This window comes from Streptomyces sp. NPDC059957 (assembly GCF_042730015.1).
In the GTDB taxonomy this organism is placed as follows: Bacteria; Actinomycetota; Actinomycetes; order Streptomycetales; family Streptomycetaceae; genus Streptomyces.
The window spans coordinates 1-15,818 of record NZ_JBHWMB010000062.1; the positions used below are offsets into that span (position 1 = coordinate 1).

At 71.6% G+C, this 15,818-nt stretch carries 14 protein-coding genes and 1 riboswitch; of the genes, 3 read left to right on the forward strand and 11 right to left on the reverse strand.

Going from position 1 to position 15,818, the window contains the following annotated elements:
- The first annotated feature begins 178 nt into the window (after window positions 1-178).
- Together ACFWBW_RS31545 and ACFWBW_RS31550 are read left to right on the forward strand one after the other, a co-directional pair.
- Complete coding sequence (locus ACFWBW_RS31545; RefSeq protein ID WP_385379716.1) at window positions 179-814, forward strand: uridine kinase; 636 nt, start codon at window positions 179-181, stop codon at window positions 812-814.
- Window positions 815-1,213: 399 nt separating this feature from the next.
- Entirely contained in the window at window positions 1,214-3,166 is a 1,953-nt protein-coding gene (locus ACFWBW_RS31550) for an AAA family ATPase (protein ID WP_385379719.1), read from the forward strand.
- A 44-nt stretch (window positions 3,167-3,210) separates the two neighbouring features.
- Here the strand turns inward: ACFWBW_RS31550 and ACFWBW_RS31555 are convergent, their stop codons facing one another.
- From ACFWBW_RS31555 to ribD, 11 genes are all read right to left on the reverse strand, one after another.
- Window positions 3,211-3,600 (reverse strand): hypothetical protein, encoded by a 390-nt coding sequence (locus ACFWBW_RS31555; protein WP_385379722.1) that lies wholly within the window; start codon window positions 3,598-3,600, stop codon window positions 3,211-3,213.
- A 222-nt stretch (window positions 3,601-3,822) separates the two neighbouring features.
- Complete coding sequence (locus ACFWBW_RS31560; RefSeq protein WP_385379724.1) at window positions 3,823-4,902, reverse strand: hemolysin family protein; 1,080 nt, start codon at window positions 4,900-4,902, stop codon at window positions 3,823-3,825.
- On the reverse strand, window positions 4,899-6,338 hold the full coding sequence (locus ACFWBW_RS31565; RefSeq protein ID WP_385379727.1) for a hemolysin family protein: 1,440 nt from the start codon (window positions 6,336-6,338) through the stop codon (window positions 4,899-4,901). Before ACFWBW_RS31565 ends, ACFWBW_RS31560 begins: the two co-directional genes overlap by 4 nt.
- 200 nt (window positions 6,339-6,538) lie before the next feature.
- On the reverse strand, window positions 6,539-7,003 hold the full coding sequence (locus ACFWBW_RS31570; RefSeq protein ID WP_385379730.1) for a PH domain-containing protein: 465 nt from the start codon (window positions 7,001-7,003) through the stop codon (window positions 6,539-6,541).
- Window positions 7,004-7,098: 95 nt separating this feature from the next.
- Window positions 7,099-7,947, reverse strand: a complete 849-nt coding sequence (hisG, locus tag ACFWBW_RS31575; protein ID WP_385379733.1) for an ATP phosphoribosyltransferase — start codon at window positions 7,945-7,947, stop codon at window positions 7,099-7,101.
- Between the two features lie 122 nt (window positions 7,948-8,069).
- A complete protein-coding gene (locus ACFWBW_RS31580; RefSeq protein WP_385379737.1) occupies window positions 8,070-8,348 on the reverse strand; it encodes a phosphoribosyl-ATP diphosphatase in 279 nt (92 codons plus the stop codon).
- Between the two features lie 32 nt (window positions 8,349-8,380).
- On the reverse strand, window positions 8,381-8,869 hold the full coding sequence (ribH, locus tag ACFWBW_RS31585; RefSeq protein WP_327307789.1) for a 6,7-dimethyl-8-ribityllumazine synthase: 489 nt from the start codon (window positions 8,867-8,869) through the stop codon (window positions 8,381-8,383).
- A gap of 89 nt (window positions 8,870-8,958) precedes the next feature.
- Window positions 8,959-10,263 carry a bifunctional 3,4-dihydroxy-2-butanone-4-phosphate synthase/GTP cyclohydrolase II gene (locus ACFWBW_RS31590; RefSeq protein ID WP_385379741.1) on the reverse strand — a complete coding sequence of 435 codons (1,305 nt, stop codon included), beginning with the start codon at window positions 10,261-10,263 and terminating at the stop codon, window positions 8,959-8,961.
- On the reverse strand, window positions 10,260-10,913 hold the full coding sequence (locus ACFWBW_RS31595) for a nicotinamide riboside transporter PnuC (RefSeq protein ID WP_385379744.1): 654 nt from the start codon (window positions 10,911-10,913) through the stop codon (window positions 10,260-10,262). The genes ACFWBW_RS31590 and ACFWBW_RS31595 overlap by 4 nt, the downstream gene beginning before the upstream one ends.
- Window positions 10,910-11,533 (reverse strand): riboflavin synthase, encoded by a 624-nt coding sequence (locus ACFWBW_RS31600; RefSeq protein ID WP_385379747.1) that lies wholly within the window; start codon window positions 11,531-11,533, stop codon window positions 10,910-10,912. Before ACFWBW_RS31600 ends, ACFWBW_RS31595 begins: the two co-directional genes overlap by 4 nt.
- The gene (ribD, locus tag ACFWBW_RS31605; protein ID WP_385379750.1) at window positions 11,534-12,691 is read right to left on the reverse strand and encodes a bifunctional diaminohydroxyphosphoribosylaminopyrimidine deaminase/5-amino-6-(5-phosphoribosylamino)uracil reductase RibD; all 1,158 of its coding nucleotides are present in this window, start codon (window positions 12,689-12,691) and stop codon (window positions 11,534-11,536) included. It lies immediately after the preceding gene.
- A 151-nt stretch (window positions 12,692-12,842) separates the two neighbouring features.
- Window positions 12,843-12,973, reverse strand: a riboswitch (FMN riboswitch).
- A 333-nt stretch (window positions 12,974-13,306) separates the two neighbouring features.
- On the opposite strand from ribD, the gene ACFWBW_RS31610 reads away from it, so the two are divergent.
- Window positions 13,307-15,679: a chitinase C-terminal domain-containing protein gene (locus ACFWBW_RS31610; protein ID WP_385379753.1), complete on the forward strand. Its 2,373-nt coding sequence runs from the start codon at window positions 13,307-13,309 to the stop codon at window positions 15,677-15,679.
- Window positions 15,680-15,818: the final 139 nt, after the last annotated feature.

Below are 15,818 nucleotides of genomic sequence, written 5' to 3' on the forward strand. Positions count from 1 at the left end.
GGCTGGGAGATGCCGCTGCGCGGCAAAATCCAGCCTCGCCGGCGTTTGAGGCGCGGGGTCCGGGGCGGAGCCCCAGGGGGTCCGGGCCCGGCCCGGGGAACGGCGGAAGGGCGGGTAGGGGACAGCCCCCGCAGGGCCGCTCCGGCACGCACCGCGGCGGAGGTCATACGGTGGGGGCGTGGAACATCAGCCTTCGCTCCAGCCCCTCGCACACGAGATCCTCGCTCTGCCGCCCTCCCTCGGTCCCGTCCGGCTCGTCGGGATCGACGGGCACGCCGGGTCCGGGAAGACGACGTTCGCCAAGGCGCTCGCCGAGGCGCTGGGCGGGGTTCCCGTGCTGCGGCTGGACGATGTGGCCACGCACGAGGAGCTGTTCGGCTGGGTGGGGCGGCTGCGGGCTCAGGTGCTGGAGCCGCTCGCCGGGGGGCGGGCCGCGCACTGGGCGCCGTACGACTGGGTCGAGCGGCGGTTCGGGCCGGAGCGGGTGCTGGAGCCGGGCCCGGTGCTGCTCGTGGAGGGGGTCGGCGCCGGACGGCGCGCCCTGCGTCCGCACCTCGCGCGGCTGCTGTGGATGGAGACCCCGCGTGCGAAGTCGTGGGGGCGCGGGCGCGACCGGGACGGGCGTGAACTTTCCGACTTCTGGGACGGATGGGAGCGCGCGGAGCTCGCGCACTTCTCGGATGACCCTTCGCGCCCCTTCGCGGACACCCTGGTGCGGCAGAGCGGTACGGGATACGAGTGGACTTCCGGGGCGGCTGGGGCGGCTGGAATCACCGGTTGGGTGACAGAGGGTGATGAGGGCCCCCAGGGCTGAAGGGCCTCGGAAAGTCCCTCTTTCCGGGCGCCTCCGGGCTGCTTGACCCGGGGGCGCGGACGGCCTTACGTTCTGAAGAAGCGGCCCTCACCGGCCGCCGCGACATGGAGCCCCCGATTGTTCCCCCGTGATCGGGGGCTTCGTGCCGTCCCCGATCACGGGGAAAGTCCCGCCCGGCACTCCTCCGTCGCGGCGTCGCACGGGGCACATCCCGGCCGATTTCTCACCCTGCGTCACCGTGGACCACCCTGATACGCACCCGGCCCGTCTTCACCGCACCCTACGTAAGGTGCGTAACCGCAGGTACGATGCACCCCTGATTTCATCGGCGCAGCGACAACTCGCGTATGCATCGCGGGGGTTGCTGGGCACCACGGGGGCACGCTTGTGGGGGATGTGATGGACTTCGCCGCGCACGGCAGCAGCGCGCACGCCCCGGCCGAACTCGCCTGGCTGCGAGGAGTGGACGCCTGCACGATGGGCGCCTACCCGCAGGCCGAGGAGGAGTTCCGGACGGCCGTACGACTCGATCCCGGGATGGCGGATGCCTGGCTGGGCCTGCACGCGCTCCGCGTCGACACCACGAACGCGTTACTGCGCATGTACGCCCACCGGGACCGCTTCGGGGAACAGCGGGCCCGCCACCGGCGGACGCTGAACTCCTGGTACTGGCTGGGCTGGTGGGTGCAGCCGGTACTGGAGACCAGGCGGGACCTGCTCCTGGCCCACGCCTCGCACTGGCTGGACGGGCGCCACGTCCCCGAGCTGGACCAGGCGCTCGCGGCCCTGCCGCCCGTGGACACCGACCCGCACGTCCGGTTCCTGCACGCCTGCCGGGCCTATCTGGTCAAGGACTGGGAGCAGTTGGTCCGCTCCACCGAATCGCTGGTCGACGATCCGCTCCTGGGCATCGAGGCGGGCCTGTTCGGCGGGATGGCCCGGGTCCGGCTTGAGATGTACGGGCAGGCCGAGCCGCTGCTGTCGGCCTCGCTGATGCGCTGCCGCAGCGAGCAGCCCCAGCGCAAGGAGCTGCGGTACTGGCTGGCGCGGGCGCACGAGGGGACCGGGCGCAGTGCGGCGGCGCTGCCGCTGTACCGGGCGGTGCACCGGGTGGACCCGGCGTTCATGGACACGGCGGCCCGGCTGACGGCGATCGAGGACAGCGAGGACGCCGACGGCCTGGCCGGGTACGCGAGCGGCGCCGGCTACGAGGCCCTCGGCGGGCACGGACCGGCCCCGTCGGGCGGGGACTTCGCGGCGGTGGCGCTGGGCGGCGGCGGTCCGGTCCAGGGCATCGCCGCCGACGGGCAGCCCGACGCGGACCCGCTGACGGCGTCCGACCCGCCGGAGCCGCGGCACGGCCCGGGGGCACCGGGGCCCGGTGCGGAGCTGCCGGCCGGCGTACGGCGCAAGGCCTCGCTGCCCGCGCAGCCGGGACCGGTGGGGCTGCCGGCCGGGCCGGCGGATCCGGCGGCGCTGGCCGACGCGCTCGCGGAGCTCGAGCGGATGGTGGGCCTGGAGCCGGTCAAACGGCAGGTGAAGGCGCTCTCCGCACAGCTGCACATGGCCAGGCTGCGGACGGGTCAGGGACTGCCGGTGCAGCCGCCGAAGCGGCACTTCGTCTTCTCCGGCCCCTCGGGCACGGGCAAGACCACGGTGGCGCGGATCCTGGGCCGGGTCTTCTACGCGCTGGGCCTGCTCGGCGGCGACCACCTCGTGGAGGCCGGGCGCGCGGACCTGGTCGGCGAGTTCCTCGGGCAGACCGCCGTGAAGGCGAACGAGCTGATCGACTCGGCGATCGGCGGGGTGCTGTTCGTGGACGAGGCGTACAGCCTCTCCAACTCCGGCTACAGCAAGGGCGACGCGTACGGCGACGAGGCCCTGCAGGTGCTGCTGAAGCGGGCGGAGGACAACCGCGACCACCTGGTCGTGATCCTCGCGGGCTATCCGGCGGGGATGGACCGGCTGCTCGCCACGAATCCGGGGCTGTCCTCGCGGTTCACCACGCGGGTGGACTTCCCCAGCTACCGGCCGCTCGAACTCACCTCGATCGGCGGGGTCCTGGCGGACGCCAACGGCGACCGGTGGGACGAGGAGGCACTGGAGGAGCTGCGGAGCATCAGCGGGCACGTGGTGGAGCAGGGGTGGATCGACGAACTGGGCAACGGCCGGTTCCTGCGCACGCTGTACGAGAAGAGCTGCGCGTACCGGGACTTGCGGCTGGCCGGCTTCGCGGGTGATCCCTCGCGGGACGATCTGTCCACCCTGCGGCTGGCGGACCTGATGCAGGCGTACGGGGAGGTCCTGTCCGGCCGCGGGCCGCAGGAACGGCCGGAGCCGCCGCCGCTGTGAGCGCCTCCGGCGCCCGTCCCGCGCCGGCATCCCGCAACCCCGTGCTACGGAATGTCCGGCGGCGGGCCGGCGCAGGCCGCGAAGGCGTTGAGGACGAAGAGCGCGACGACGGCGGCGATCAGGAACCAGACCGCGGAGAGGGGCCGTCCGCCGTACCGCTCGGCCCACTGCTCGTCCGCCTCACCGGCGCCGAGCCCGCCTCGCAGCAGGACCCGGACCCGGACCGCGAACTCCGGGTCCGCCGCCGCGCGTTCCCTCAGGGCCGATTCGAGGGCCAGGGCCGCGGCCGGTGCGTGGGGTTCGCGCTCGAAGGCGGCGACGGCGCCCACCCGTTCGGCCGGCAGCCCGTCGAGGAGCACCTCGCGCAGGCGGCGCGCCACCGGGGAGGGCGCGTCGGGGTCCTCCCTCAGCAGATCCAGCACCTCGCGGGCCATGTCCCGGAGGTCCGGGTCCCGGTGCCCGACAGACCCCTCAGGCTCACCTGGCTCACCAGGCCCGTCAGACCCGTCAGACCCGTCAGGCCCACCGTGATCCTCGCGCTCGCCGTGCTCGTCCCGTTCGTCGGACCGCATGACCCCGCCCCTCCCGCGCCGCACCCCGATTATGGGGGCCCGGCACGGCCGCCGGACCCGTCGTGCACGGGTCCGGCGACGGCGTCAGCCGGTGAGTGCCCCCTCCGAGCGGAGTTCGGGCCGGCGGACGGCCGGAGCCGTGCGGTGCGCGGGGTCGCGGACCTCTCCCACCAGGGTTTCCAGTACGTCCTCCATGGCGACCAGGCCGAGCACCCGTCCGGCCGGGTCGGCGACCTGGGCGAGGTGGGTGGCGTCCCGGCGCATGACGCTGAGGGCGTCGTCCAGCGGGAGCGTGGAGCAGATCGTGGTCATGCGGCGCCAGACCCGCTGGGGGACGGCCCGCTCCCGGTCCTCCAGGTCGAGGACGTCCTTCACGTGCAGGTAGCCCATGAAGGCGCCGCTGTCGGTGCGGACGGGGAAGCGGGAGTACCCGGTGCGGACCGTGAGCTGCTCGATCTGGCGCGGGGTGACGGCCGGTCCGACCGTGACCAGCCGGTCCGGGGCGAGGAGGACGTCGGTGACCGGGCGGCTGCCCAGTTCCAGCGCGTCCTCCAGGCGCTCCTGTTCGACCGGCTCCAGAAGACCGGCCTGCCGGGAGTCCATGAGCAGGCGGCCGAGCTGAGCGGAGGTGTAGACGGCCTCGACCTCGTCCTTCGGCTCCACCTTGAAGAGCCTCAGGATCAGCGTGGCGCAGGCGCCCAGCGCCGTGGTGACCGGTCCGCAGACCCGGGCGAAGGCGACCAGACCGGGGCTGAACCACAGGGCCGTCTTCTCGGGGGCGGCCATGGCGAGGTTCTTGGGGACCATCTCGCCGATGACCAGGTGCAGGAAGATCACCGCGGTGAGGGCCACCGCGTAGCCCAGCGGGTGGATCAGGCCTTCGGGCACGTGTGCGGCGTGGAAGACGGGCTCCAGGAGCCGGGCCACGGTGGGCTCGGCCACGGCTCCCAGGGTGAGCGAGCACATGGTGATGCCGAACTGCGCGGCGGCCATCATGCGCGGCAGGTTCTCCAGGCCGTAGAGCACCTGACGGGCCCGCTTGGAGCCGGCCGCCAGAGGTTCGATCTGGCTGCGGCGCACGGAGACGAGGGCGAACTCGGCGCCGACGAAGAAGCCGTTGGCCAGGACGAGGAGCAGGGCGAACAGCAGTTGGAGCGCGTTCACCGGCCACCCACCCGTGCCAGCTCCGCAGGGGCGGCGGACGGCGAACCGAGCCGGTCGAAGCCGCGCCCGCCGAAGCCCTGTCCGCCGAAGCCCTGTCCGTCGGAGCCCGGTGCGCCGGAGCCCGCGGGAGCGGTGCGCACGAGGCGGACCCGCTCGGCGCGGTAGCGCCGGACCTGGCGCACGGAGAGCTTCCAGCCGGGCAGTTCGGCGCGGTCCCCGGGGGCGGGGATCCGGCCGAGCAGGTCGGCGACGAGCCCGGCGACGGTCTCGTACGGGCCTTCGGGGACCTCCAGGCCTATCCGGCGCAGGGTCTGCACGCGGCAGCTCCCGTCGGCCTCCCAGGAGGGGCGGCCGTCCTCGGCGGGTACGGCGGCCAGTTCGGGGCTGCCGTCCTCCGCGAGGTCGTGCTCGTCGCGGACTTCGCCGACGAGCTCCTCCACGATGTCCTCCAGGGTGACGACGCCGGCGGTGCCGCCGTACTCGTCGACGACCACGGCCATGGGCTGTTCGCTGCGCAGCCGTTCCAGCAGCGGCTGCACCGGCAGGGAGCCGGGCACCAGCATCGGGGCCACGCAGATCCCGCTGACGCTGGTGCGGGCGCGCTCGGACTCGGGCACGGCGAGGGCGTCCTTGAGGTGGACGACCCCGGTGATCTCGTCGATGCGCTCGCGGTAGACGGGGAAGCGGGACAGGCCCGTGGCGCGGGTCAGGTTGAGCACGTCGGCCGCGGTGGCCGTGTGCTGGAGGGCGCTGACCTTGACCCGGGGGGTCATGACCAGCTGCGCCGTGAGCTCGCCCAGCGAGAGGGTCCGTACGAAGAGGTCGGCGGTGTCCTGTTCCAGGGCGCCGGCCTGGGCCGAATGGCGGACCAGGGAGACCAGTTCGCCGGGGGTGCGGGCGGAGGCCATCTCTTCGGTGGGCTCCACGCCGAGCGCCCGGACGAGCCGGTTGGCGACGGCGTTGAGGCCCGCGATGACCGGCCGGAAGACCCGGGAGAAGACGTGCTGCGGGCCGGCCACGAAACGGGCCACCTGGAGCGGCCGGGAGACGGCCCAGTTCTTCGGGACGAGCTCGCCGACGACCATCTGGACGGCGGAGGCGAGCAGCATGCCGATGACGACGGCCACGCCGGGTACGGCGCCCTTGGGGAGGCCGGTCGCTTCGAGCGGCCCGGCCAGCAGGGCTGCGAGGGCGGGCTCGGCGAGCATGCCGACCACGAGGGAGGTGATGGTGATGCCGAGCTGGGTGCCGGAGAGCTGGAAGGACAGCTCCCGCAGGGCTGCGACGACCGTGCGGGCACGGCGGTCGCCCTCGGCCGCGGCGCGTTCGGCCTCGGGTCTCTCGACGGTGACGAGGCCGAATTCGGCTGCCACGAAGAAACCGTTGGCGAGGATCAGGGCGAAAGCCGCCACGAGCAGGAGTAGCGGGATGGTCATGCCGCCGCCTCCGTGGGGAGGGCGGCGCGTGTACTACCGGACGATCCGTCCATTGCTGGAGGGAGTCACTCCTCGAGTCGCAGGTGCCCACGGGCCTCGGGGTCCCGGGGCCGGTGGGAGGGCGCACGGTCGCGCCCCCACACCAGGTTAGTCATTGAGATCGCCGCCGCAATGGGACGCAGCGACGAGGTCGGCCGGGCTCAGTCGTTCTTTGAGCCGGTTCCGTGGGCTTCGGCCAGGGCGCGCAGGGCGCGGGCGTCGCCGATCGCCTGGGCCTTGGCGACCCCGGGCTGGATGCCCAGGGCGGGCAGGCTGGTGCCGTCGCTCAGGTCGAGGAACACCCAGGCGTCGCCGGGGCGGAGGTTGACGCGCAGGATCTGCGCCCACTCCAGGCGGCGGGTGGTGGTGAGGTTGACGACCGTGACCCCGGTCTCGTCGGCGACCACCTTGGGGCGGCTGAGCAGGACGAGCACGGAGGAGAGCAGGGCCGCGGTGAAGACGAAGGCGATCCGCTCACCGGGGTGCAGGGTTTCGAGGCCCAGCGCGATCGCGGTGATCGTCACGAACATGGCGGCGCCCACGCCCAGCAGGACGGCCCGGGTACGGGTCGGCCGGAAGGTGACCGGCAGGGCGGGCGGTGCGGGCTGGGCGGTGGCGTCGGCCATGTTCGTCAGGTGCCTTCGGGTGGTGCCGGATGGTGAGCCGAATCGTGTGCCGGATCGTGAGGGGCGCGCCGCGCGGCGGAGCGCCGGCGGACCCGTCAGAGGCGGCAGGCGTGGATCGAGGTGGTGAGGATCGCGCGCGCGCCGAGCTCGTACAGGTCGTCCATGATCCGCTGGGCCTCCTTGGCGGGGACCATGGCGCGGACGGCGACCCAGCCCTCGTTGTGCAGCGGGGAGACCGTCGGCGACTCCAGGCCCGGGGTGAGGGCGACCGCGCGCTCCAGGTGCTCGGCGCGGCAGTCGTAGTCCATCATCACGTAGCTGCGGGCGACGAGGACGCCCTGGAGGCGGCGCAGGAACTGCTGGGCCCGGGGGTCCTCGGGGTCGGTGTTGCTGCCGCGGATGACGACGGCCTCGGAGGTCATGATCGGCTCGCCGATGACCTCGAGTCCGGCGTTGCGCAGGCTGGTGCCGGTCTCGACGACGTCGGCGATGATCTGGGCGACGCCGAGCTGGATGGCGGTCTCGACCGCGCCGTCGAGGTGGACGACGGAGGCTTCGATGCCCTTGTCGGCGAGGTGCTTCGCGACGATTCCCTCGTACGAGGTCGCGATGGTCATCCCGTGGAAGTCCTCGGGGCCCTTCGCGGTGCCGGGGATGGTGGCGTAGCGGAAGGTGGAGCGGCCGAAGTTCAGCGGCAGGATCTCCTCGGCGCTGGCGCCGGAGTCGAGCAGCAGGTCGCGGCCGGTGATGCCGATGTCGAGCTTCCCGGAGGACACGTAGATCGCGATGTCCTTGGGGCGGAGGTAGAAGAACTCCACCTCGTTGTCGGGGTCGACGACCACGAGCTCCTTGGACTCCTTGCGCATCCGGTAGCCGGCCTCATGGAGCATCGCCGACGCCGGTCCGGAGAGTGAACCCTTGTTGGGGACGGCGATGCGCAGCATGGGGCTTCCTTTGGTGCGTAGGTGCGAAAGGGTGTGCTGGTACGGGTGGTGAACGCGCGGACGCCCCGGCAGTGTGTGCCGGGGCCCGCGCGGAACTGCTGCGGTCTGAGGACCGGTGCGGCCTAGAGGTGCGCGTAGACGTCTTCGAGGGTGATCCCGCGCGCCACCATCATCACCTGGACGTGGTAGAGCAGCTGGGAGATCTCCTCGGCGGCGGCTTCCTTGCCCTCGTACTCGGCGGCCATCCAGACCTCGGCGGCCTCTTCTACGACCTTCTTGCCGATGGCATGGACACCCTTGCCGACCAGCTCGGCGGTACGGGAGGTGCTGGGGTCACCGGTGGCCTTGAGCTGGAGCTCGGTGAAGAGCTCTTCGAAGCTCTTGGGGGTTTTGTTCGCCATGATGGTCCTCAGAATACGGGGTCGGCGGCTGCCTACTGGCGCCAGGGTTCGCTGACGGTCCGCAGGGTCATGGCGGTGGAGACGGCGGCGGTGACCGCTTCGTGCCCCTTGTCCTCGTTCGACCCCTCGAGTCCGGCGCGGTCCAGCGCCTGCTCGTCGTTGTCGCAGGTCAGTACGCCGAAGCCGACGGGGACTCCGGTGTCGATCGACACCTGCACCAGGCCCTGGGTGACGCCCTGGCAGACGTAGTCGAAGTGCGGGGTGCCGCCGCGGATGACCACGCCGAGGGCGACGATGGCATCGTAACCGCGACCGGCCAGTACCTTCGCCACGACCGGGAGCTCGAAGCTGCCCGGGACGCGCAGCACGGTGGGCTCGTCGATCCCCAGCTCGTGCAGGGCCCGCAGGGCGCCGTCCACCAGGCCGTCCATGACCTTCTCGTGCCACTGGGCCGCGATCACGGCGACGCGCAGGTCTCCGCAGTTCTTCACGCTCAGTTCGGGTGCGCCCTTGCCGCTCACAGCTCTGCTCCTCGTTGCGATTCGTGTGGTGTGTACTGCGTGTGGTGTTAGTGCGTTTGGTGTTACTGCGTGTGGTGCTGGGGGGTCTGTTACTGGTTGCCGCAGGCGGACGTGGTCGTGGGCCCGTCCAGCCAGGGCAGGTCGTGGCCCATCCGGTCCCGCTTGGTGCGCAGGTAGCGCAGGTTGTGCTCGCCCGCCTCCATGGGCATCGGCTCCCGGTCGGAAACCTTGATGCCGTGGCTGGTGAGGGCCGCCGACTTCTCGGGGTTGTTGGTCAGCAGCCGGACGCTGTGGACGCCGAGGTCGGCGAGCATCTGCGCGCCGGCCCCGTAGTCGCGGGCGTCGGCGGGCAGGCCCAGCTCCAGGTTGGCGTCGAGGGTGTCGCGGCCGCGCTCCTGGAGCTCGTAGGCGCGCAGCTTCGACAGCAGGCCGATGCCGCGGCCCTCGTGGCCGCGCAGGTAGACGATCACACCGCGGCCGGCCGCCTGGACGCGTTCCATGGCGGTGTGCAGCTGGGGGCCGCAGTCGCAGCGCTGCGACTGGAAGATGTCCCCGGTCAGGCACTCGGAGTGCATCCGGACCAGGACGTCCTCGCCGTCGCCGATCTCACCGTGGACGAGGGCCACGTGCTCGACGCCGTCGACGGTGGAGCGGAACCCGTACGCGGTGAAGTGGCCGAAGGAGGTCGGCAGGCTGACCTGGGCCTCGCGGCGCACGGTCGGCTCGGCGGAGCGGCGGTAGGCGATCAGGTCCTCGATGGAGATGATCGTCAGGCCGTGCTTGCGGGCGAAGGGGATCAGCTCGGGCAGCCGCAGCATCACCCCGTCCTCGCCGGCGATCTCCACGATGGCGCCGGCCGGGCGCAGGCCCGCGAGGCGGGCGAGGTCGACGGCGGCCTCGGTGTGGCCGTTGCGGACCAGGACGCCGCCGGGCTTGGCGCGCAGTGGGAAGACGTGTCCGGGGCGGACGAAGTCCGCGGGGCCCGAGACCCCGTCGGCCAGCAGCCGCAGGGTGGTGGCGCGGTCGGCGGCCGAGATGCCGGTGGTGACTCCGTGGGCGCCGCCGGCGTCGACGGAGACCGTGAAGGCGGTCTGCATCGACTCGGTGTTGTGCTGGACCATCTGCGGGAGTTCGAGCCGCTCCAGCTCGTCGCCCTCCAGGGGGGCGCAGATCAGGCCGCGGCACTCGCTCATCATGAACGCGATGATCTCGGGGGTGGCCTTCTCGGCCGCGATGACGAGGTCGCCCTCGTTCTCGCGGTCCTCGTCGTCGACGACGACCACCGGACGGCCGGCCGCGATGTCGCGGATGGCCTGCTCGACGGGGTCGAGCCGGAAGGTCTCTTCGGTCTCGACGCCGGGCACGGGCTTCAGGACGGGGTTCGGGGAGGTCATGCCGTTGCTCCTTCCAGAGCCGGGGCGGTGGTGGTGCGCGAACGCTGGTACCAGTCGTACGCGCCCCAGACGACGAGGGCGAAGTACACGACGTAGACGAGGCCGGAGAAGGCCAGTCCGCTGTTGAAGGCGAGGGGGACGCCGACCAGGTCGACGAGGAGCCAGGCGAACCAGAACTCGACCAGGCCGCGGGCCTGGGCGACCATCGCGACGATGGTGCCGACGAAGATGTAGGCGTCGGCCCACGGGCTCCACGACAGGCTCGGGTAGAGGGTGAACAGTCCGCCGACGGCCAGGGTCCCGGCGGCCGCGCCGGCCAGCAGCAGCCCGCGCTCCTTCCAGGAGGCGGTGCGGACGGCGATGGAGCCGTCCTGGGCGTCCTGCTTGCCGCGCTGCCAGGCGCGCCAGCCCCAGGCGGCCACGCCGATGACGAGGAGCTGCTTTCCGACCCCGCCTGCGAGATGGGCGGAGGCGTAGGCGCCGACGAGGATCAGGCCGGAGAGGAGCTGGGCGGGCCAGGTCCATATGGAGCGCCGCCAGCCGAGCGCGAGGGCGCCCAGGCCGATCAGGTTGCCGATCATGTCGGACCAGATGACCTTCTGGCCGAAGACCTCGAAGGCCTCTGTGTTGAGCCAGGTCAGGGCGCTCACCGGGGGTCCTCCGCACGGTGCAGGGGGTCGACGCCGGCGGCCAGCAGCCGCTCCACGTACTTGGCCAGGACGTCGACCTCGAGGTTGACCGGGTCGCCGGGCTTCTTGATGCCCAGGGTGGTCAGCGCGAGGGTGGTGGGGATGAGGCTGATGGTGAACCAGTCGGCGGCGGCCTCGACCACGGTGAGGCTGACGCCGTCGACCGTGATGGAGCCCTTCTCGACGACGTAGCGGGAGAGGTTCCCCGGGAGGGCGACCTTGACGATCTCCCAGTGCTCGGAGGGGGTCCGCGAGATGATCTCGCCGGTTCCGTCCACGTGCCCCTGGACCAGGTGGCCGCCGAGCCGTCCGCCGAGCTCCATCGGGCGCTCCAGGTTGACCCGGGAGCCCTGGGTGAGGGCGCCGAGGCTGGAGCGGTTCAGGGTCTCCTGCATGACGTCGGCTGTGAACTCGCCGTCACCGGTCTCCACGACCGTCAGGCAGACGCCGTTGACGGCGATGGAGTCGCCGTGCTTGGCGTCCTCGGTGACGACCGGGCCGCGCAGGCGGAAGCGGGAGGCTTCGGCGAGCTCCTCGACGGCGACGACCTCGCCCAGTTCTTCGACGATTCCGGTGAACACTCAGTGCTCCTTGAGGGCTGTGGGGGCGGAAGGGGCCGGCGCGGGGACGGCGGTGACGCGGATGTCCGTGCCGATGCGGACGGTTTCGGTGATGCGGAGCCGGAGCGCGTCGGCGAGGGTGCCGATGCCGGCGTCGGCGAGGGCGAGGGGGCCCGCGCCGAGGAGGACGGGGGCGAGGTAGCCGACGACCTTGTCCACGGCCCCGGCGGCGACGAAGGCGCCGGCCAGGGTGGGGCCGCCTTCGAGGAGGACGGAGCGGATGCCGCGCCCGTACAGCTCGCGCAGCAGGGCGTCCACGGAGATCCCGTACTTGTCGTACGGGAGCCGGGCCAGCTCCACTCCGGCGAGGTGGCGGGTGTCGGCGTCCTCGGCGACGGCGATCAGGGTGGGCGCGGCCTCGTCCAGCACCCGGGCGGTGGGCCGGATGGTGGCGTGGGTGTCCAGGACCACGCGCAGGGGCTGGTCGGCGGCGGTGAAGCCGTCGATCCCCCGGACCGCGAGGTGCGGGTCGTCGGCGCGCAGGGTGCCGGAGCCGACGACTACGGCGTCGGACTCGGCACGCAGCCGGTGGACGTCGGCGCGGGACTCGGGGGAGCTGATCCAGCGGCTGGTGCCGTCGGCGGCCGCGATGCGGCCGTCGAGGGTCGCGGCGTACTTCCACAGGATGTACGGGCGGCCCAGGCGTACGGAGGTCAGCCAGGCGGCGTTGCCCGCCTCGGCCTCCTCGGCGAGCAGTCCGGCGGCGGTGTCGATCCCGGCGGCGCGCAGGGTGGCGCCGCCGCCACTGGCCTGCGGGTTCGGGTCGGAGACCGCGTAGACCACGCGGGCGATCCCGGCGGCGATGAGGGCGCGGGCGCAGGGTCCCGTACGGCCGGTGTGGTTACAGGGTTCGAGGGTGACGTAGGCGGTGCCGCCGTGGGCCGCCGGGCCCGCCGCGTTCAGGGCGTGGATCTCGGCGTGCGGGCCGCCGGCCCGCTCGTGCCAGCCTTCGCCCACGACGGCGCCCGAGGCGTCGGTGATGACGCAGCCGACGACCGGGTTGGGGCTGGTGGAGCCGAGTCCGCGGGCGGCGAGCTCGATGGCTCGGCGCATGGCGCGGGTCCCCGCGTCGGGTGCTGCGTGCGCGGCGTGTGTCGCCACCGGGTCCTCCTGCCTCATCGGGCACGGACTCCGGGGCCTGTCGGGATACGACAGATGAAGCGGGTAGCACACGCGGGGACGCCGAGGCCGGAAACACGGTCCGTTCGACGGCACGTCCCGAGGGATGTGCCGGTGGACCGCCGACGGCGGCGTACCGGTGACTGGCCCGCCGCGCACTGCCTCCCATCCGGACTTTAACCGTCGGTCCAGGAATTTCACCTGGTCAACCGGCCGCTGGCTGCGGACGGGTCGCGGACTATAACCGCCGGTTCGGAATTACACCGACCCCGGAGTGCGCTGCTACTGGTACTGAAGCCAGTGTGCCACGGGTGATCGGCGGCCATGCGGGTGAGTCAATGTGGCCTGGGTCACACATTCGGTCGTTCTTTGGCGCGTCTATTGCGCCGTTCGGCCCACTTCGCCCCTCGGCCCCCCGCCGACGCACACACACGCACCGAACCTTGCCGGATCGCGCACTTTGGTCCAGACCTATTGACGGGTTGGTCTAGTCCTCTTAACGTTCCCTTCATCTTCCCCGGGAGACAGCCCGTCAGATGTGCGCACGTCACGGGCCAACACGCACCACGTTTCAGCCTGTTGTGTCCTGCCATCCTCCCCTCCCCAGGAGGCACAATGCTGTCCCCCACCAAGACGAGAGCCATGCTCCTGACGTCCGGCGCCGCAATCGCCGGCCTGCTGGTGGCCGGGCTCTCGGCGGGCGTCTCGCACGCCGCCGACAACGAGTCCTGTCGCCCCGACGGCCTGTACAAGACCGCGGGCGTGGACGTCCCGTACTGCTCGGTCTACGACACCGAGGGCCGCGAGAAGATGGGCGCCGACCACCAGCGCCGCGTCATCGGCTACTTCACGGGCTGGCGCACGGGCAAGGACGGCACGCCCGCCTACCTGCCCCACAACATCCCGTGGTCCAAGGTCACGCACCTGAACTACGCCTTCGCCCACGTGGGCAGCGACAACAAGATCTCCGTCGGCGCCGACAACGCGAACAACTCCGCGACCGGGATGACCTGGCCGGGCGTCGCGGGCGCCGAGATGGACCCCGCCCTCCCTTACAAGGGCAATTTCAATCTGCTGAACAAATTCAAGAAGCAGAACCCGAACGTCAAGACGCTGATCTCGGTCGGCGGCTGGGCGGAGACCGGCGGCTACTTCGGCGACGACGGCAACCGCGTCGCGTCGGGCGGCTTCTACTCGATGGCCACCAACGCCGACGGCTCGGTCAACCAGGCCGGCATCGACACCTTCGCGGCCTCCTCTGTCGACTTCATCCGCAAGTACGGGTTCAACGGCGTCGACATCGACTACGAGTACCCGACCACCATGAAGGACGCGGGCAACCCGCTGGACTGGCAGCTGGCCAACGCCCGCCGTGCCGGTCTGGTCAAGGGCTACGACGCCCTCATGAAGAGCCTGCGCGAGAAGCTGGACCGGGCCGGCGCCGCCGACGGCAAGCACTACCTGCTGACCGTCGCCGCCCCCTCCTCCGGCTACCTGCTGCGCGGCATGGAGACCTTCCAGATGCAGAAGTATCTGGACTACGTCAACATCATGTCCTACGACCTGCACGGTGCGTGGAACGAGTACGTCGGCCCCAACGCCTCGCTCTTCGACGACGGCAAGGACGCCGAGCTCGCCGCCGCGAACGTGTACGGCAGCTCCCAGTACGGGAACATCGGCTACCTCAACACCGACTGGGCCTACCACTACTTCCGCGGCTCCATGCCGGCCGGCCGCATCAACATCGGCCTGCCGTACTACACCCGCGGCCACAAGAACGTCCAGGGCGGCACCGACGGTCTGTGGGGCAAGGCCTCCGCGACCACCTGCCCGGCCGGCGCGGGCCTGACCAAGTGCGGTGACGGCGCGACCGGCATCGACAACCTGTGGCACGACAAGGACACCAACGGCGTCGAGTCGCCGGCCGGTTCCAACCCGATGTGGCACGCCAAGAACCTGGAGAAGGGGATCGTCGGCGACTACGTCACCAAGTACGGCTTCCCCGCGAACACCACGCTGACCGGCACCTACGCCCGCAAGTACGACTCGACCCTGGTCGCGCCGTGGCTGTGGAACGCGCAGAAGAAGGTCTTCCTCTCCACGGAGGACGAGCAGTCGGTGGCGGCCAAGGCCGACTACGTGATCGACCGCGGCATCGGCGGCACCATGGTCTGGGAGATGGCGGGCGACTACGGCTGGAACGCCGCCAAGGGCCAGTACGAGATGGGCGACACGCTCACCTCCCTGATGTACGACAAGTTCAAGGCCGCCTCCCCGTACGGCGCCAAGAAGTCCAACACCGCACTGCCGACGCAGGCCGTGGACATCAGGACCGAGTTCACCGAGTTCAAGCTCGGCGACTCGAACTACCCGATCACCCCGAAGCTCAAGATCACCAACAACACCACGGCCACCCTGCCGGGCGGCACGGAGTTCCAGTTCGACTACGCGACCGCGTCCCCGGCCAACGCCTCGGACCAGTCGGGCTTCGGCACCAAGGTGATCAAGAGCGACCACACCGGCAGCAACGTCGGCGGTCTGAAGGGCGACTTCCACCGGGTCTCGCTGAAGCTCCCGGCCTGGCAGACGCTCGCCCCGGGCGCCTCGGTCGACCTGGCCTTCAACTACTACCTGCCGGTCTCCACGCCCTCCAACTGGACGGTGAACATCTCCGGCACGACGTACTCGCTCGCCGGTGACCTGGCGCGCGGTGTCACCGTGGTCCAGCCGGGCGGCACCACCACACCGCCGACCACGCCGCCCACCACACCGCCGACGACACCCCCGACCACGCCGCCGACCACCCCGCCCACGACTCCTCCGGGCGGCACGTGCACCAACCCCGCGTACGTGGCGGGCACGGTCTACAACAGCGGCAACGTCGTCTCGCACCAGGGCCGCAACTGGAAGGCCCAGTGGTGGACGCAGAACGAGACTCCCGGCACCACCGGTGAGTGGGGCGTCTGGAAGGACCAGGGCGCCTGCTGACACCCCACGGGGTGACCGCACAGGTGAAGTGACGTGAGGACCCGGTGGCCCGGCGGCCACCGGGTTCTCGCGTTCCCCGGACCGGCCGGTGATCTCGTGGAGATCCTCCGACTCCCTCGGCTCAGAGGGCTGGACGGAC